General features: G+C 48.5%; 20 protein-coding genes. 14 read left to right on the top strand and 6 right to left on the bottom strand.

Annotated features, from left to right (window positions below):
• Positions 1–6: 6 nt before the first annotated feature.
• The 3 genes from GLV97_RS03890 to GLV97_RS03880 are packed head-to-tail and all read left to right on the top strand — an operon-like array spanning position 7 to position 1,782.
• Positions 7–597 carry a cob(I)yrinic acid a,c-diamide adenosyltransferase gene (locus GLV97_RS03890; RefSeq protein WP_160889083.1) on the top strand — a complete coding sequence of 197 codons (591 nt, stop codon included), beginning with the start codon at positions 7–9 and terminating at the stop codon, positions 595–597.
• Positions 594–1,079 carry an ECF transporter S component gene (locus GLV97_RS03885; RefSeq protein WP_160889082.1) on the top strand — a complete coding sequence of 162 codons (486 nt, stop codon included), beginning with the start codon at positions 594–596 and terminating at the stop codon, positions 1,077–1,079. The genes GLV97_RS03890 and GLV97_RS03885 overlap by 4 nt, the downstream gene beginning before the upstream one ends.
• On the top strand, positions 1,069–1,782 hold the full coding sequence (locus tag GLV97_RS03880) for an ATPase (protein ID WP_160889081.1): 714 nt from the start codon (positions 1,069–1,071) through the stop codon (positions 1,780–1,782). The genes GLV97_RS03885 and GLV97_RS03880 overlap by 11 nt, the downstream gene beginning before the upstream one ends.
• A 46-nt stretch (positions 1,783–1,828) precedes the next feature.
• On the opposite strand, the gene GLV97_RS03875 is transcribed toward GLV97_RS03880, so the two are convergent.
• Together GLV97_RS03875 and GLV97_RS03870 are read right to left on the bottom strand one after the other, a co-directional pair.
• A complete protein-coding gene (locus GLV97_RS03875) occupies positions 1,829–2,128 on the bottom strand; it encodes a DUF3243 domain-containing protein (protein WP_160835933.1) in 300 nt (99 codons plus the stop codon).
• A 39-nt stretch (positions 2,129–2,167) separates the two neighbouring features.
• Positions 2,168–2,353, bottom strand: a complete 186-nt coding sequence (locus GLV97_RS03870; protein ID WP_160835932.1) for a YjzC family protein — start codon at positions 2,351–2,353, stop codon at positions 2,168–2,170.
• A 172-nt stretch (positions 2,354–2,525) separates the two neighbouring features.
• Between GLV97_RS03870 and GLV97_RS03865 the strand changes: the two genes are divergently transcribed.
• Positions 2,526–2,822: a hypothetical protein gene (locus tag GLV97_RS03865; protein ID WP_160889080.1), complete on the top strand. Its 297-nt coding sequence runs from the start codon at positions 2,526–2,528 to the stop codon at positions 2,820–2,822.
• Between the two features lie 49 nt (positions 2,823–2,871).
• The gene (gene uvsE / locus GLV97_RS03860; protein ID WP_160889270.1) at positions 2,872–3,840 is read left to right on the top strand and encodes a UV DNA damage repair endonuclease UvsE; all 969 of its coding nucleotides are present in this window, start codon (positions 2,872–2,874) and stop codon (positions 3,838–3,840) included.
• Positions 3,841–3,917: 77 nt separating this feature from the next.
• On the opposite strand, the gene GLV97_RS03855 is transcribed toward uvsE, so the two are convergent.
• Together GLV97_RS03855 and GLV97_RS03850 are read right to left on the bottom strand one after the other, a co-directional pair.
• Entirely contained in the window at positions 3,918–5,105 is a 1,188-nt protein-coding gene (locus GLV97_RS03855) for an acyl-CoA dehydrogenase family protein (protein WP_160889079.1), read from the bottom strand.
• A gap of 11 nt (positions 5,106–5,116) precedes the next feature.
• A complete protein-coding gene (locus tag GLV97_RS03850) occupies positions 5,117–6,304 on the bottom strand; it encodes a CaiB/BaiF CoA transferase family protein (protein ID WP_160889078.1) in 1,188 nt (395 codons plus the stop codon).
• A gap of 246 nt (positions 6,305–6,550) precedes the next feature.
• On the opposite strand from GLV97_RS03850, the gene GLV97_RS03845 reads away from it, so the two are divergent.
• The 8 genes from GLV97_RS03845 to GLV97_RS03810 all read left to right on the top strand — a co-directional run bounded on the left by GLV97_RS03845 (position 6,551) and on the right by GLV97_RS03810 (position 15,490).
• Positions 6,551–7,720: an aminotransferase class I/II-fold pyridoxal phosphate-dependent enzyme gene (locus GLV97_RS03845; RefSeq protein WP_160840422.1), complete on the top strand. Its 1,170-nt coding sequence runs from the start codon at positions 6,551–6,553 to the stop codon at positions 7,718–7,720.
• A gap of 19 nt (positions 7,721–7,739) precedes the next feature.
• A complete protein-coding gene (locus GLV97_RS03840) occupies positions 7,740–9,365 on the top strand; it encodes a thiamine pyrophosphate-dependent enzyme (RefSeq protein WP_160889269.1) in 1,626 nt (541 codons plus the stop codon).
• Between the two features lie 18 nt (positions 9,366–9,383).
• Positions 9,384–10,889, top strand: a complete 1,506-nt coding sequence (locus GLV97_RS03835) for an aldehyde dehydrogenase family protein (RefSeq protein ID WP_160835926.1) — start codon at positions 9,384–9,386, stop codon at positions 10,887–10,889.
• Between the two features lie 20 nt (positions 10,890–10,909).
• A complete protein-coding gene (locus GLV97_RS03830; protein WP_160889077.1) occupies positions 10,910–12,064 on the top strand; it encodes a saccharopine dehydrogenase family protein in 1,155 nt (384 codons plus the stop codon).
• A gap of 182 nt (positions 12,065–12,246) precedes the next feature.
• Positions 12,247–12,543, top strand: coding sequence for a hypothetical protein (locus tag GLV97_RS03825; RefSeq protein ID WP_160889076.1), 297 nt, complete (start codon positions 12,247–12,249; stop codon positions 12,541–12,543).
• Positions 12,544–12,633: 90 nt separating this feature from the next.
• Positions 12,634–13,527, top strand: coding sequence for a TIGR01777 family oxidoreductase (locus GLV97_RS03820; RefSeq protein WP_160889075.1), 894 nt, complete (start codon positions 12,634–12,636; stop codon positions 13,525–13,527).
• Positions 13,528–13,632: 105 nt separating this feature from the next.
• Positions 13,633–14,475: a putative beta-lysine N-acetyltransferase gene (ablB, locus tag GLV97_RS03815; RefSeq protein ID WP_160840413.1), complete on the top strand. Its 843-nt coding sequence runs from the start codon at positions 13,633–13,635 to the stop codon at positions 14,473–14,475.
• Positions 14,476–14,629: 154 nt separating this feature from the next.
• Positions 14,630–15,490 (top strand): DUF4037 domain-containing protein, encoded by an 861-nt coding sequence (locus tag GLV97_RS03810; protein ID WP_160889074.1) that lies wholly within the window; start codon positions 14,630–14,632, stop codon positions 15,488–15,490.
• Here GLV97_RS03810 and GLV97_RS03805 read toward each other — a convergent pair.
• Together GLV97_RS03805 and GLV97_RS03800 are read right to left on the bottom strand one after the other, a co-directional pair.
• Positions 15,463–15,831 carry a fluoride efflux transporter FluC gene (locus GLV97_RS03805; protein WP_237418571.1) on the bottom strand — a complete coding sequence of 123 codons (369 nt, stop codon included), beginning with the start codon at positions 15,829–15,831 and terminating at the stop codon, positions 15,463–15,465. The genes GLV97_RS03810 and GLV97_RS03805 overlap by 28 nt on opposite strands.
• Positions 15,831–16,202, bottom strand: a complete 372-nt coding sequence (locus GLV97_RS03800) for a fluoride efflux transporter FluC (protein ID WP_160835920.1) — start codon at positions 16,200–16,202, stop codon at positions 15,831–15,833. The genes GLV97_RS03805 and GLV97_RS03800 overlap by 1 nt, the downstream gene beginning before the upstream one ends.
• Positions 16,203–16,331: 129 nt before the next feature.
• On the opposite strand from GLV97_RS03800, the gene GLV97_RS03795 reads away from it, so the two are divergent.
• Positions 16,332–17,471: an FtsW/RodA/SpoVE family cell cycle protein gene (locus tag GLV97_RS03795; RefSeq protein WP_160835919.1), complete on the top strand. Its 1,140-nt coding sequence runs from the start codon at positions 16,332–16,334 to the stop codon at positions 17,469–17,471.
• Positions 17,472–17,903 lie beyond the last annotated feature (432 nt).

The following is a 17,903-nucleotide window of genomic DNA, read 5'->3' as shown; positions in this document are numbered from 1 at the left end:
TATCAAATGAGGCTGTATACTAAATCTGGTGATAAAGGACAAACGAGCGTCATTGGAGGACGGGTGGATAAGGATGACATCCGTGTAGAAGCATACGGAACCGTTGATGAGGCGAACAGTTTCGTAGGAAAGGCCAGGAGCGAATTGGATCTTTCCATCCATGCATTGAAACAGGTGGACGAAGAACTGGAACGAATCCAACATGAATTGTTTGACTGCGGCGGTGATCTGGCTAATAAGAAAGCCGGCCATCCGTTTAAACTGGAGGAAATGAGCGTGCACTGGCTGGAAGACCGCATGGACGAATATATTGCAGCGACGCCAGAGCTTAAACGATTCATTCTGCCTGGAGGGGCGCCGGCTTCCGGTACGCTTCATATAGCACGGACGATTACGAGAAGAGCAGAAAGGAATGTCGTTTCTCTTGCAAAAGTCGAAGACATTCATGACGTTTGTCTCCGCTATCTAAACCGGCTCTCGGATTATTTCTTTGCGGTCAGCCGCTACATCAACTTCGTGAGCGGAGAGAAGGATGTAGAGTATATTCGAAGTGCAGAAGTTTTCAAGGGACGCCCCCGGAAGTCTAAAGAAAATTGAGGAAATTGGTATGGACAGCGCTGTTCATATCCTTATCGGCCGTTGGCGGATTGTTGAAAATCCCAGTCGGGCTTGGAAGCGTCGGCCTTGATTCTATGCCCGCGCTTACGGCCTCCATCCTGCTCGGCCCGGTAAGCGGTGCAGCAGCCGGAGGGCTTGGTCATCTGCTTTCCGCATTAACTGGAGGCTTTCCGCTCGGTCCTTTTCACCTGTTCATCGCATTGGAAATGGCGGTTCTTCTTTTTTTATTTCCCTTTATCTACTATAGAAGCCAGTGGACAGGGTATCTGTTTTTCATTATTTTCAATAGTCTTGTTCTGCCGTTTCCGTTCTTTTTCATAATGGATCATGCGTTTTACTGGACCCTTGTGCCGGCGCTCACAGCAGGAGCTGTCATCAATATGGTCGTGTTCCGACTTGTCCTGCCGAAATTAACAAAGGCTGTCACATGGGAAAGAGGGGTGGAATTCAATGAGAGATAGCACATTTATTCCTTTTGATGATTCGTTTGATTTAGTGATCAGCACTGACAATGCAGCGAATATCGGTGAGAAGGCCGGGGATTACATCCAAGCCCCCTATCCGTTGGTAGCCGAATTTATGTTCAGAGTGGCCTTTATGGAAAACTATGCTGTAGGAGCGGAGCCGTTGTCGATCCTTCTCCATAATTTCTCAGGGGATGACGTCTGGGAACCGTGTGTAAGCCGAATCCATGCCATTATCGATCGTCTGGATCTTTCTCTGTCTGTAACAGGAAGCACAGAATCCAACTTCCCTTTACAGCAGTCGGCTATGGCTCTTACAATCGCAGGGAAAATCCATTGGGCAGAAAAAATGACGGGCTGTACGCCGGAGCATGCAGCGTTTGCTGTTATCGGTGAACCGCTTGTCGGGGAAGAAGTAATGGATGACCAGGATCGGATGGCATCCCTGTCTTTATTTAAAGAACTGGCCGATCACCCGGCCGTGTTCGAAACACGACCTGTCGGCTCTAAAGGTATTCTTTACGAGTTGAAGGAAATGCTGTCCATAAATGGGCAGGCACGGGCTGTTGATCCGTCTTGTCCACTGGATCTATTTAAATCTGGTGGTCCTTCCACCTGTTTTATCATCAGCTATAAAAAAGAACAGGAAGCCGCACTCCGAACAGCGGCAGAAGCACTGTTCCATCCTCTGGTCCCATGATAAATAAAAGACCCCCGCGGTTGCTTCAACTGCGGGGGTTCTGCATTTAATTGGTTTGATCGGCCATTTTTACAAGGGCATGGGCGATATGCTCACGCTCATTCTTGTCTGCTGCGCTCCATAGTTCATTCAGAACCTTTTCTTCCCGGTTTCTTGGTTCTTCATGTTCGGCCAGATAGTCTGCTACACGCTTAGCGCCTTTAGCCAGACCTTCTTCACCAAGACCCAGTTTTTCACCTTTATGGACTTTATCTCCAAGGTAGTCCTTAAACGTTTGGAAGTTGTTCATAATCTCGTCTTTTTTCTCTTCATTCATCTGTGCTGCTTGTTCTTTTGGATCTTTCATTTTAAATGCCTCCTCTTGTAAGTTCTAAGTTGTGTATCTTTACGCTTTTTCCCAATAGGCTGCCTGGTTCTGGGAGCTGATTGGTGGGAAAGAGTCACCGCTGTTCAGTTCTACCTGCTTTTCATCTTCTGTTACGCTGTTTTCTTTACCGCCATCTACAAGTCCGGCGAATTTGTAAGTGCCATTCTCCGGCGCTTTTTCACCTGTTTTAAAACGATCAGCCATTACAAAAAAACTCCCTTTCCTTTTTTTGTATTTTTTCTGTGTACACATTTACGTGTATATCCGGATTTATGAGGGATGAAACATGTGGAGAACATCAAGTGGGAAAATGAGGAAAATGGCAGGGGATGCTGAGAGTCATCTAGAAGGAGTTATATATAAGGAGGCGTTTCCGATGAGTATTTCCACAATACTAACCTTGTTTGGATTGTTCCTGGTAGGAAGTGCTCTTGTATGCACGGGTCTTGGATGTTATTTCACGAAGAGAACCGATGTAACTACTGGATACCTGGCTGTGCTTCTTCCCAGCGTCGTCCTCGTTACCCTGACCGTGAAATGGTTCATTTTGAAAGCAGTTCCCATGAATGTAAGTATGTTCACGTGGGTGATGCCCATCGCGCTTGCTCTCGTTTTTTATCCTCTATTCCTCAGTATGAGCTGGGTGCTGTTAAAACGGATGGACCATGCATAAGCGTGAATTTGATGAGAGATGATAGGGAAAAAGAATTTTGGTGATGGTTATGACGTTATTCCGACTGGGCTATGTGGCGATGAGTGTTCATCTGAAAAATGCTTCTCCTTCTCAAACCATAACATATCAACGGTTTGCCCGGATGAGAGATCAGGACGCTGCCAAAAGAAAGCTGGAGCGGACAGCATCTGCCAATTTGCAGAACTGCCTCAGACTTCTGAAACATAACAAAGCCCACGATATACAGTTTTTTCGATTGAGTTCACGTCTGGTTCCATTGGCGACACATGAAGCTTTAAGAGGATGGGATTACCTTGGACCGATTAAGCAGGATTTAAAGGAGCTTGGAGAGTACGCCGGAGAAAATGATATGCGGCTGGATTTCCACCCTGATCATTTTGTGGTGCTGAATTCCCCTGATCAAGGGGGTTTCAAGTCCGCTGTAACGGTGTTGAAGTACCATTATCTCCTTCTGCACCATATGGGGATTGATCCGACGCATCGATGTGTCTTTCATCTTGGCGGGCAGTACCAGGACAAAGAATCATCCTTGGAGCGGTTTATAGAAAACTGGGCTCTTGTACCGAAGGGGATTCAGAAGATGGTGATGATTGAAAATGATGATACCTCCTACACGCTGAGCGATTGCCTTTATGTATGCGAGAAACTTCAAATCCCGCTCGTGTTCGATCTTCATCACCACTTGGCAAACCATGACCATGGAGAGTGGGGGGGGGATTGGAACCGTGTCATCCGGACGTGGGAGCATTCCCCGCTCCCTGTGAAAATGCATATATCCAGTCCGAAGAGTCCGGAAGCATTTAAGAATCATGCGGATTTTGTTGATCCTGAGATGTTTCTGGAGTTCATTGAGAAGACCGCCGGTACAACAGATCAGATTGATTGTATGATTGAGGCGAAGCAGAAAGATGAAGCGCTTTTTCAACTGGCCGGAGAGCTTCGGAAACACCCCCGTGTTGAAATGAAAAGTGAGAGCAGCTTTGAGTGGAAGGGGTGACGTAAAAGTGCCTCATTGACTTGTTCAGCTTTTGAAAACAGCCTGCAGAGAAATCTCTGCAGGCTGTTTTCAGTATGTTAAGGTTTCCACGCAGGGAGCAAGCGGTTTAGTGGTTTATCTGTGCGGTAGCCAAGGACATATTCAGCCTGCATGATCGTATGAATTTCCCTCGTACCTTCATAGATGACAGGGGCTTTGGAATTGCGCAGGTACCGTTCAACCGGATATTCATCAGAGTATCCGTAAGCCCCGTGGATCTGCACAGCATCATCAGCAGCCTTGTTGGCAAAATCGCACGCCTGCCATTTAGCCAGCGAGGTCTCTCTTGTATTTCTTTTTCCTTCGTTTTTCAATTCCCCTGCTCTATAGACAAGCAGGCGGCTCATCTGCAGCCCCGCCTCCATATGGGCGATCATCTGCTGGACGAGCTGATGTCTGCCGATTTCCACTCCAAACGTCTTCCGTTCGCGGCAGTAATCCACACTTGCTTCCAGGCAGGCCATAATCTGCCCGCACGCTCCCGCCGCTACAGTAAACCGCCCATTATCGAGTGCGGACATGGCTATCTTAAACCCGTCGCCTTCCTGCCCGATAAGGTTATCTGCCGGAATGCGCACATCTTCAAAGAACAATTCCCCTGTGTTTCCGGCTCGTATGCCAAGCTTCCCTTTTTGAGCTTTCGATGAAAAGCCTGGATATGTCCGTTCGACGATAAAGGCGGATATGCCTTGATGTTTCTTAGTTTTATCTGTATAGGCAAAGACGAGAAAATGATCGGCCGCATCACAAAGGGAAATCCACGTTTTCTGTCCATTTAATACATATTCATTCCCATCTTTGGCCGCTGTTGTCTGAATGGCAGCTACATCAGAACCGGCTCCGGGTTCAGTTAGTCCAAAGGCGCCCACCTTTTCTCCCCGGGCCTGGGGGATGAGGTACCGCTTTTTCTGCTCCTCAGAGGCCCATTGAAGAAGCGTCATACAGTTCAGTCCGGTGTGTACAGATACCGCTGTGCGGAAAGCCGTATCGCCACGCTCCAGTTCCTCACACACAATCGCCAGGGCATTGTAATCCATCCCGCTTCCGCCATAAGCTTCAGGAATGCAGACCCCCATCAGACCGAGGCCGGCCAGCTTCCGAAGGACACCAAGATCAAAATGACCAGAGATATCCCATTGTCTGATGTTCGGCATAATTTCCTGATCAACGAAAGTACGGACCGTTTTGCGAAGCATGTCCTGTTCCTGTGTAAACGAAAAGTTCATACCTTCACCCCTTATATAATTTCTCCCTGTTTCAGCTGTTGGATCTCATCCTCGTCATAGCCGATTTCTGAAAGAATGGACGCGCTATCTGCACCTGGTTCAGGTGGAGACGAGCGGTAGGATACGGGAGTTTTCGAAAGTTTCAATGGACTTCCGATGATGGCTGTATCACCAGCTTTTGGATGCTGCATGCGGATAAACATTTCTCTGTCTTTTAATTGCTGATCCTTCCGAACGTCCTCCATTGTTTGAATAGGGCCGAACGGGATCTCCTGTTTCTGGCAGGCATTCTCCCAAAAGGATTTTTTTTCCTGTAAGAACAGGTTCTGCAGAATGGCTGATAGTTCCTTCCTGTTTTCCACTCTTGCTGCGTTGGTCCTGAACTTCGGGTCCAACCCCAGCGAAGGCAGGCCGAGCATAGATACCAATTTCATGAACTGCCGGTCATTTCCGACAGCAATGACGATTTCGCCGTCCTTCGTAGAAAATGACTGGTAAGGGACGATGTTGGCATGCCGGCTGCCCAGTCTGGATGGGAGCTCGCCGGTCATTAAATAATTGCTGCCGATGTTCACGAGGGCGCTGACAGCGGAATCGAAAAGCGATAAGTCAATTTTCTGTCCTGTTCCAGACGCCTCACGTTCCAAAAGAGCGGCCTGAATGCCGATGCAGGCATAAAGGCCGGTCAGGATATCTGTGATAGCCACTCCGAATTTCTGCGGTCCGGAATGCTCATCTCCTGTAATACTCATCAAGCCGCTCATAGCCTGAATAATAAAATCATACCCTGGTCGATCCCGGTACGGTCCGGTTTCCCCGAATCCGGTAATGGAACAATAGACGAGGCCTGGATGGATTTCCTTTAAACGGTCATATCCGAGTCCCAGCTTTTCCATGGTCCCTGTTTTGAAATTATGAATAACCACATCGCTTGTCCGGACGAGTTTTTCGATGATCTCCCGTCCTTCCGGCTTCTTGAGATTTACGGTTAAGCTCTTTTTATTGCGGTTGGCACATAAAAAGTAGGAACTGACTCCATTCTTGAATGGAGGCCCCCAGAAGCGTGTTTCGTCACTGCCGCCGGGGGCCTCTATTTTTATGACTTCTGCGCCAAGGTCTCCGAGGATCATGGAACAATAGGGTCCTGCAAGAACCCGGGTCAAATCGAGAATCCGCCGGCCTTTTAAGGCTGTCTCCATATACGATCACTTCCTTTCCATAGAAAAAGCCAGAAGAACCCATACGTGGTATGAATCCGACTGGCTTGGGAAACGCGGGGATGTACGGTTCATTCAGAGTTGTCCTTTTACGGGCTGTATCTCATCCTATGCGGAACAGATAGGATATATGAATGGGTAAAATCTATCATCATACCTTCCAGCCCCGGCTAATAGGATAAGACAGTACGGTGAATGTGAATACAGGACAGGCTGGAGGTAGGATAGATGATTCCACTTTCAAAACAGGTGCAGAGTCTGCCTGCATATCTGTTTTCCCTTTTTCATAAAAAGAAGATGGCTCTTACGGCGCAGGGGATTGATGTGATTGACCTCGGGATTGGAGCTCCTGATCTCTCTACTCCGCCGTTTATTATAGACAAGCTTATCCAGGAAGTCAGAAAGCCGGAAAACCATAAATACCCGCCTTATCAAGGGTGCGCGGAATTCAAACAGGCGGTGTCGGATGTTTACCAGCGCCGTTTTCAAGTGCCCCTGGATATGGACAGGGAAATCCTGGCCCTTATTGGTTCCAAGGAAGGGATTGCCCATCTGATCCAGTCCGTACTGGACCCGGGCGACGGCGTACTGGCTCCCGACCCGGGTTATCCGGTTTATCAATCGGCTGTGCATCTGGCTTACGGGGTGACCATTCCATATACCCTGAATCCAGAGGAGAATTTTGCTCCTGCATTTGATCACATTTCGGAACGTGACTGCGCACGGGCAAAACTGATGATTCTAAACTATCCAAACAACCCGACTGGCGGAACGGTGGATCTGGAAACGTATGAAAAGGCTGTCCGGTTTGCGAAGAAGAACCAGCTGATCCTTCTCCAGGACGCCGCATATGATCTTGTGACCTTCGGAGACTATCACTCTCCAAGTCTTCTTCAGGCTGAAGGAGGAAAGGATGTAGGTATTGAATTCGGCTCGTTATCAAAAAGCTTTAATATGGCCGGCTGGAGAATTGGATATGCAGCTGGGAATGAAGAACTCATCCAAGGCCTCGCACTTGTGAAAAGCAACCGGGACACCGGCCAGTTTCCTGCTGTACAAAAAGCCGGAGCGGCCGCTTTAAACAGCAGCTTTGATTCTGTCCTGACCAACAACAGGACGTATGATATGCGCTTCAACATCATTCTTCCTGAACTGGAGGAAATGAATATAATGGCAGAAAAGCCGAGAGGAACCTTTTTCATCTGGGCAAGGGTTCCGGAAGGGTATACGTCGCAGAGCTTTGCTGAAAAAATGCTTGATGAGGCAGGGATCATTCTAACACCAGGAACAGCCTTCGGGCAGCAGGGGGAAGGATACATCCGCATCAGTCTGACTCATCCTGTTGAGCGTCTTCATGAGGCTGTGCTGCGTATGAAAAAGGCGATGAAGGGGGGGTGATGGTGTGGGACAAGCATTCATGTCCAGTGCTCAGGCAGTCGTTGAATGTATGAAAATCGAAAACGTCCGCCACGTTTTTTGTGTACCTGGTGAAAGCTTCCTGCCGGTGCTGGACGCCATATCCAGAGAAAGTTCAATGCAGTTGATTTCCGCCAGGCACGAAGGGGGTGCCTCATTTATGGCGGAAGCGTATGGAAAAGCGGCGCCTTCACCGGGAGTGGTGATGGCCACGAGAGGAGTCGGCGCTGCCAATCTTGCTATTGGTGTTCATACCGCTGCTCAGGACTCTACACCACTGGTTGTTCTTCTCGGACAGGTCCATTCCAGTTTCAAGGGACGGGAAGGGTTTCAGGAAGTGGATTTGGAGGCTTTTTTTAAGCCTATCGCTAAGTGGGTGGCTGAAATCAGAGAACCGCCCCGGACCACTGAGATCATTCAGCGTGCCTTTCGAATCGCGCGGACGGGGCGGCCCGGTCCGGTGGTGGTGGCCATGCCTGAGGATGTGTTGAAAAAAGAAGCCCTTATGACATTCGGCCCCGCCGTTTCTATTCCTGCCCCCGCTCCCTCCAGAGAAGAGGTGGAAGCGGTAAAGGACGCACTTCTGTCTTCTGTCCGTCCCGTAGTAATTGCGGGGGGTGGCGTGAAGCGTGCAGGCGCAGAGCAGGAGCTGGTGTCCTTGGCGGAACACTACAATCTTCCTGTTGTGACAGCTTTCCGCAGACATGACAGTTTCCCCAATGATCACCGGCTTTACGCCGGACACCTTGGGTTAGGGACGGATCAGAACATTTTGGAAACCGTCCGTCAAGCAGATACCATCCTTGCGGTGGGCACCCGCTTATCAGAAGTGACGACCCAGGATTATAAGCTGCTCACTCCGGACCATAAAGTCATTCACATAGATATCGATGAAAAAACGATTGGAAGTGTCCATCCGCCTTTCCTGGGGATTGTAGCTGATGCCCGCCAGGTCCTGAAAAAGCTGCTGGCTGTGGATGTGGCGACGGGCTGGGGAAACTGGGCGGAACGAAGCCGCCGGGGATATGAAAAATCCTTGACCAGTCCAGGATCACGATTGTTGAATGGGCGGATTATCGACTGCTTGCAGAACAAACTGCCGGAAAACAGTGTCATCACCAATGATGCTGGTAATTTTGCCGGGTGGCTTCATTCTTATTTTGTGTTCCGCTGTCCTCATACGTATGTCGGACCGACTTCCGGTGCAATGGGATACGGACTTCCAGCTGCCCTGGGAGTGAAACTGGCCTCTCCGGACAAAGTCGTTGTCTCCCTGTCCGGAGACGGAGGGTTTATGATGACGATGCAGGAGGTGGAGACCGCTGTCAGGTACAACATACCTGTGATCAGCCTCGTCTTTAACAATCGTATGTATGGGACGATCCGTATGCACCAGGAAATGCATTATCCCTGTCAGGTCGCCGGAACAGACCTGGGGGAGGTCCGTTTCAGTAAAATGGCTGATCTTATGGGGGCGGAAGGGTTTTATGTAAAAACAGCAGCTGACTTCGAAAGAGTCTTTGAACAGGCTTTGCTGGCGACCGGTCCTGTCGTTATTGAAATTGAATGCGACCCGGAGCAGATTTCTTTGAACCGGACGATTCAAAGCATCCGGGCCGAACAGTAATCGTGAAGGAGTGAAGAGATGGAAACCACCCAGGTGAAAAAACTGAAAAACTTCATAAATGGAGAGTGGAAGGAGCCTTCCACGGAAAAATCAACGAAGGTTTATAATCCAGCCAACTCGGAAACGCTTGCGGAAGTTCCATTATCAAATGCCAGGGATGTGAAGGCGGCTGCAGCGGCCGCGGTTTCTGCCCAGAAAAAATGGGCACTGGTCCCTGCTCCACAGAGAGCAGAGGTATTATATAAAACTGGATTGATCATGAAAGAGAAAAAAGAGCATCTGGCCCGCCTGTTGACGATGGAAAATGGAAAAGTCATTGAAGAGGCCCGCGGGGAAGTGCAGGAGGGCATTGATATGGCTTTCTATATGGCGGGGGAAGGACGCCGGTTATTTGGCCAGACCACCCCATCAGAGCTGAAGGATAAGTTTGCCATGAGTGTCCGTGCTCCCGTAGGTGTGGTCGGTATTATTACACCATGGAACTTTCCCATTGCCATTGCTACATGGAAGTCTTTTCCTGCGATCGTAGCAGGGAATGCCGTCATATGGAAGCCCGCAACGGAAACACCGCTCATGGCTTTTGAACTTGCTGGTATCCTTCACGAAGCTGGTCTTCCGGAAGGAGTACTCAATGTCGTATTCGGATCGGGTTCAACGGTCGGGGAAGCAATGATTGAGGAAGACGTCATTCGTGTCATTTCCTTTACTGGATCGAATGAAGTCGGAAGGAACATCGCTGGCAAATGTGGCAGCCGCCTGAAGAAAGTATCTCTGGAAATGGGCGGGAAAAATGGTGTGATAGTCATGGACGATGCGGATTTGTCCCTTGCTGCAGAAGGGATTTTGTGGAGTGCGTTCGGCACTAGCGGACAGCGCTGTACCGCCTGCAGCCGTGTCATGGTCCACGAGAACGTCAAAAAAGAACTGGAGGATCGGCTGGTCCAGGCAGCAGCAAAGCTGACGATAGGAAATGGTCTTGATGAATCGATCAAGGTTGGGCCGATCATCAACCGGGGCGGCCTTGAAAAAATACAGAACTACGTAGACATTGGTAAATCGGAAGGGGCGAAGCTGCTCACTGGAGGATCTGTGATGGACAAGGGTGCCCTGAAAAACGGCTGTTATTTCGCCCCGACCATTTTCACTGACGTCACTCCCGGAATGAGGATTGCCCGTGAGGAGATTTTCGGCCCGGTCGTATCCCTTATTTCCGTCAAAAACTTTGAAGAAGCCGTTGATATTAACAATCAAGTCGAATTTGGCTTGTCCAGTTCCATTTTCACAAAAGATGTTAACAAGGTTTTCGCAGCTCAGCGTGATCTCGACACAGGAATCGTTTATATTAATGCCGGAACGACAGGAGCTGAAATTCATCTTCCATTTGGAGGGACAAAAGGGACGGGCAACGGCCACAGAGATTCCGGAGTCGCAGCTCTTGATGTATTTACAGAGTGGAAGGCGGTTTATGTAGATTTCAGTGGACGCCTGCAGCGGGCACAGATTGATGTGGAGGAAGGTTCATAACAGGCAGAAGGGGTGATCCAATGAAAGTGGCTGTATTAGGGTCCGGCCTCATGGGCAAGGAAGCGGCCAGAGACCTCGTTCATAGTCCCGGTGTAACACATGTAGGTCTGGCTGATATCCATCAACAAAGGGCTGAAGCCGTCGTTGAAGCGCTGAATTCTCCAAAGCTTTCCGCTTGTCAGGTGGACGCAGGCAATGAGCATCAGCTGGAAACCTTTTTGAGAGATTATGATGTTGTCATTAATGCCTTGTTTTATTCGTTTAACGAAATCGTAGCGCGTACAGCCGTAAGAGCGGGTGTTCATTCGGTCGATCTTGGAGGGCATATCGGTCACATCACCGACCGTGTACTTGAGCTGGATGAAGAAGCGAAAAAAGCAGGCGTTACCATCATCCCGGACCTCGGTGTTGCGCCCGGTATGATCAACATCCTATCAGGGTATGGAGCAGGTAAACTGGACAGCCTGACTGGCATAAAGTTATTTGTCGGGGGAATTCCTGTCCGGCCTGAGCCGCCGCTTGAGTATAACCATGTCTTTTCTATGGAAGGGCTGCTGGATCATTACTCTGACCCATCTACAATTATTAGAAAAGGGAAACTGGAAGAAGTGGAGTCCCTGACAGAAATAGAATCGATTTATTTTGACCGTTTCGGCCCGCTTGAGGCTTTTCATACCTCGGGAGGAACATCTACACTGCTTCAATCGTATCCGGACATTGACACACTGGAGTATAAAACCATCCGCTATCCCGGTCATGCAGCGAAGATGAAGCTGCTCGTCGATCTGAATCTGACAGGAGCCGGCAGTGAAGTGGAGGTGGATGGGAGAAAAGTGAGTACGAGGAAGGTTCTGCTGAAAAGCATCGATCCGCTTCTCGAACTGAAAGAAAAAGACGATGCCGTGCTTCTTCGGGTCCTTGTTGAAGGACGGAAAGCAGAAGTGGACCAATCCTTCTGCTACGAAATGATTACCTATAAAGATAGAGAGGCCAATGTAACAGCGATGGCGAGAGCGACCGCCAATACGATCTCCGTGGCTGCGCAGATGATTGGAAGCGGCAGGATCACGAAACGGGGGGTCTGCCCTCCGGAGCGTATCGTCCCCGGGGATCTTTATATCAGGGAAATGGCCAAACGGGGCGTTGTTATTACAGAAAAGAATCAAAAGGTGTGAGAAAAGAGAGGGGATGCTCCCCTCTTTTCTTAATTTTTACATAGCGTTGAGACCGCAGGAACATTCACGAGTTACCCTTTAAGGGGAGGTTTATGAAAAGGCCTTCAGCTGGAAGGCCGGGAGGGTGAAGTTTAAAAGAAGACAAAATTGGTAAGGTAAAGAAAAACAGGGAGTGCGTGAGCATGGTATTAAAAGAAATCGAAAACCTGCAGTTCCACAGCCAGTTATCTTTAAAACAAGTCGAAGACAGGCTTCTGATCACAGCTGATTTTTCACCCGGGTTGAAAAAAAACCTGCGGATGAAAGAGCCATTCCTCTATGTGACCCTTTATGTCCGGGGAGGGTCCAGAATAAAGATCATCGATGAAGACAGCGCTGCTCTTTTTATTGCTGCAAAAAAAGACTTTGATGAAGACACGTATGAGCGGATCATTGCTTTTGCAAAATCCCATGCCCGTCAATTTAAGGAAAGAACCTGACCTTCATGGTAAAATAAACCTATGATGTTCCAAGCTACAGGCAAGGAGCATTCCGCTCCTTGATTTATTTTACAGGAAGGTGGAATACATATGAAAAAAGTCGTTTTGGCCGGAGGAACCGGATTTATAGGTGATTATTTTAAACAGAGATTTGAGGAAATGGGCTGCGACATCCGGATCATCAGCAGACAGCCGGGCTATATTCACTGGGAAGATTTTGCTGGGATCGTCGAGGCTTTGGAAGGTGCTGATCTGCTCGTCAACCTGGCGGGAAAGTCTGTCAACTGCCGTTATCATCCCAGGAACCAAAATGAAATTATGGTCTCGCGGGTCATGACGACACATGTGTTAAGTAAGGCTCTCGCCGCATGTGCCCACCCGCCTGAAGTGTGGATGAACTCAAGCACAGCAACCATTTACCGCCATGCGGAAGACCGGCCGATGACAGAAGAGGCCGGTGAAATAGGCAGTGGATTTTCCGTCAATGTAGCTTCCACATGGGAGGACCATTTTTATGCCCATACGATACCGGGGGTCCGGAAAGTCGCCCTTCGGACAGCGATCGTCCTCGGGAAAGAAGGAGGGGTCATGGGGCCTTATAAAAACTTAGTCAAGTTTGGCCTTGGCGGCGTCCAGGGGAGCGGAGATCAGATGTTCAGCTGGATTCATGTGGAGGATTTATTCCGGATTGTGTTGTTCCTGAAAGGCCGCCCGGATTTATCCGGTTCCTTCAACTGCTCAGCGCCCGAACCGGTCACGAATGCACAATTCATGGAAATGATGCGTGTGCAGATGGGGCGGACCTATGGGCTTTCTGCTTCAAAGTGGATGCTCGAGCTTGGATCTGTGTTCATCCGTACAGAAACCGAACTGGTGTTGAAAAGCCGCTGGGTGGTTCCGGATCGTCTTGAAAAAGCAGGATATTCATTTGAATACCCTGCCATAAATGAAGCACTCTCGGAAATTCTACAAATGTTGTCATAATTAGTCCCTGGAGACATATTCCTTCTTTATCCAGCCCCCTGTAAAATAAAGGTATGCAAGTGAGCCAAGCTGACTTGAAACTCATAAAGGGGAGAAAAAGTGATTATGTCTAAGGTGGATCTTTCAGTTCAAACGCTTTTGGAAAACGATGATGTTCATTTGGAACCTGTAAATAAGCGGATCAAAGTGTATCAGCTTCCAGACCGGGTGACAGAGGAAGAAATGGAGGAACTCTCTCAAACGGCACTGGAAAACGACTGCGATAAAATCATTTTCTACGTGCGGGCGAATCAAAAAGAAACATCGATCGCAGAGGAACTTTCCTTTATATATGAAGGTGAAATCCGGGGGTTTTTTCAAGGAGAGGACGCGCTGATTTATGCCAGGTATTTGAATCCTGCCAGGAGCAGAGCTGGTACCGGTAATGTAATCCCACGTTTGAAGGAACTCGACATTGTGGAGCAGACAGGGGACAAGCCTCTGCCGGAAGGGTATGAAATCCGCTGGGCGGACGAACAGGATGCAGATGAAATGGCCGCCCTTTACCAGGAGGTTTTTCCGAAATATCCAACACCTATTCATGACCCGGGCTATATAAGGCAGTTGATGAGAGAACACGTGTATTTTTCTCTCATCCATGACCGGAAACAGCTGGTCAGCTCCTGTTCCGCTGATCTGTTTCCTGAGTTCAATGCAGCGGAATTTACAGATTGTGCAACCCTTCCTTCTCATAGAGGTAAGGGGCTCTTATCCTGTCAGTACCCTCAGCTGGAAGGGAAGATGAAACAGCTTGGGGTACAGACGATGTTCTCCTATACCCGGGCAGCTTCCATGGGAATGAACATCATAGCAAAACAGCAGGGGTTCACCTTCGGTGGGTGTATGATTCAAAACAGCATGATTGGCAGCGGACTTGAAGATATGAACATATGGTTTAAAGCTTTATAAAACACAGGCAGGAAGAACCCGTACGACGGATATTTGCTCATCCTCGTACGGGTTTTCCTTTTTATGGACATAGATCAGCAGGATTGTCCGCCTGTACGGTTCATACCGCTGAACGAGCTCGGTTGGAATTAGAAGAGTGTAAGGAGAGATTTGGATGTGTCTATATGATAAAGCCGTGAAAATGGCGGCCTGCTATCAGGAAAACCAAAAAGTTGAGGCTGTTATTTTAGCAGGATCTGTTTCCAGAAAAGTGGATGATCATCACTCTGACGTTGAACTGCATGTGTTATGGAAGGAACCTCCGAAGGATCAGGACCGGATGGATCCAGTGAATAAGGGAAAGAACACATTACACACCTTCTACCCTTATGAAGATGGAGAATGGTCTGAAACGTATCGTGATAAAAATGGGGTGAAATTTGAAATCAGCAGTTTTTTAACCACTACCATTACAGAGGTGACAGCTGATGTGAAGGAGAAGCTGGATACGAGCTATGAAAAGCAGTGCCTCCTTGCGGCCATTCAGGACGGTGAGGCTTTATATGGTCATCCATTGGTGGGGCGGTTGAAGCAGGATCTGGCTGTGTACCCGCATGCATTAGCAGAGAAAATGATTCTTGAACATATGGACTTTGGAAGTCCGTGGAATAGTCGTAAGGCTCTTTTAGAAAGGGAAGACTGGCTGATGTATTATTCTGTCATCTGTCAGGTCCACAGACATCTTTTCGGTATCCTTCATGGATTGAACCGGTTATATGTCAAACATCCTTCCTTCAAATGGATGAGCGATACACTACAGCAGATGCCCGCCGCTCCAGACCAGATGGCTGAACGAGTGACTCATGTATTTCAAGGAACTCCCGTACAAGCTCTGCAGGAAACGGAAATACTGGTGGAAGAAGTCATCCGGCTCGTTGAAGCCTGTGGTTTTAAAAATGCCCCGGCGGCAGGGGCAGGATCATCCGCCGAGGGCAGCATTTTTTATAATCATGAAAAAAGCATGGGGAAAGCATAGCCGGTGATATACAAGGTGATGCCCACGGTATAGCTCATGATCGTATAGACAGCGAGGGTTTTCTTTTCTCTGTTTTTGTGCAGGTGCAGGCCTTCCAGCTTGAATGTGGAAAATGTCGTCAATCCTCCCATAATCCCTGTTCCGATTAGTGTCATCCATGCTTCTGCCACGTCGAGCCCGGATACTGTACCAAGTAGGAAGGAGCCGGTCATATTAACGGTGAACGTAGCCCATGGAAAAGGAGAGGCCGTTTTTTTATTGATCCAGCCGCTGATGGTATAGCGCAGGACAGCCCCTATAAAGCCGCCGGCACCTGCAAGGAGAAGGAACAGCATCGTCATCAGGCCTTCCTTCCCGTCAGGCGGAATCCAAGGGAAGAACATAGAAACCCGCCCCCGATGCTCACTCCTATGTAAAGGAGGCTCTCTAGTTCACTGTTCTGTTGATAGAGCGAAAATGCATCCGCTGTCAAGGTGGAGAACGTCGTATAAGAGCCGATCAGGCCGGTTCCCAGAAAAGCTTTCCACTTTGCAGACAGCTGATATCTGCTGATCAGTCCGGCTGTCACCCATGCAAGAAGAAAGCTTCCAGACAGGTTGACGAAAAGGGTTGAATATGGAAACCCGCCGCTGGTATTAACAAAAATAAGTCCAATCAAGTACCTGAGGGATGCCCCGATAAACCCACCAGTACCGACATAAAGATAGATCATTCCACAAACCTCCTACCATTCTCATCGATAGTATAAAGACTTTTGGTTTAATTTAAAAGGAATGCTTTTTTTACATGGGGAGAACCCTTATAATTTATCTATCAGCACCAAAATGAAAGAGGGTTACCAATGATAGTCAGAATATTAAAGAACATCGATTTTTCAATCCTTTTCGCCGTCCTGGCACTTTCCGCCTTTGGTACTGTCATGGTATACAGCGCGAGTATGGTCAGCAGTGTCATGGTGTATGACGTAACCCCCGGATACTTTTTTGAAAAACAGCTGCTTTCCTGGGGACTGGGAATCGGAGCTTTATTTTTCGGGATCATCTTTCCGTATAGAAATTACCGCCGTTTATTTAAGCTCATTTTACTGGTGACTGTCATTCTATTGGGGATGGTTTTCATCATTGGACAAACGACGAACAACGCTCAGTCCTGGATCAGTCTTCCTTTGATCGGACGTTTTCAGCCGGCTGAACTCGCTAAAATGTCGCTGATCATCTACCTGGCTGCTATCTATACGAAAAAAAGCAGCTACATCCAGGACTTTACGCGTGGTCTGCTTCCACCCATGATCATTACAATGCTGGTGGTGGCCATGATCTTAAAACAGCCGGATCTTGGAACGGCTGTAATCGCCCTGGCTGTTTCAGGTTTGATTATCATGTCCAGCGGCTTGAAGAAATCCCATTTGTTCTTTATGCTGGGTCTCGTTCTAGTTGCAGCGGTTACGATGTATCAATTCGGATTGAGTGAAGAACAGCTTTCCCGTTTTGACGGCGCGTACCAGCCCTTTGAATATGCGGATGATGCCGGATATCAACTGATTAATTCCTATCTTGCCATACATAATGGCGGCATCATTGGTACAGGCCTGGGGGCGGGAGTTCAGAAGCTCGGCTATCTGCCCGAGGCACATACCGACTTTATCATGGCTGTGATTGCCGAGGAGCTGGGGATTATCGGGGTGGCGGTTGTTATTGGACTGCTTGCCCTTATCGTTCTTCGCGGTTTTTATGTCAGCATGAACAGTCACGATACCTTCGGTCGGCTTCTTTCTATTGGAGTGTCCGGACTGATCGGTATTCAAGCCGTCATCAACTTAGGAGGGTTAACAGGCTTGATTCCTCTAACAGGGGTCCCGCTTCCTTTTGTCAGCTTTGGTGGGACGTCCCTGTTGATGATGATGTTTTCTGCAGGCATATTAATTAACATTCACGCGATTTCCAAAATCAAAAAGAATCAGGAAGAAAGAGCTGCCGCATAAAAAAAGTGTCATCCATAAAGGATGACACTTTGGCTGTAGAAAAAGCCTGAGTTAACCAGTTAGAGTTGTCCATTTGTCGTGTGAAGGGTTACTTTCCGCCTATCGGTGGATGAATGCCGCGGGCACGCCCTCAGATGACTCGATTTTAAAAATCCCCAAGGAGGGGGGCCCCTTTCACTCCTGCGGAAGAACAAGTGGTCCGGGATTGCCGAGCGTGGGTTTTGCTCGTCCGCTCGTCCGCTCGTCCGCGGAAAGGGAAGGGGCTTTCGCTCCTGGCGTTAAGAAAGAAAAAAGCTTGTAAACAAAGAGGCCACTGAAAAACTGAGGATTTGTGAAAGGTAGAATTCAAAAAAGCGGATTGTATGGATAAAATAGTCCATGCAATCCGCTTTTCTTCTATTTTCATGAGGCTTACCCTTTCTATTCCTTCAT

It is taken from the genome of Halobacillus litoralis (genome assembly GCF_009856355.1).
Lineage (GTDB): Bacteria > Bacillota > Bacilli > Bacillales > Halobacillaceae > Halobacillus > Halobacillus litoralis_B.
The sequence above is the reverse complement of the archived record's forward strand: the minus strand, read 5'-3'. Positions and strand labels throughout refer to the sequence as shown.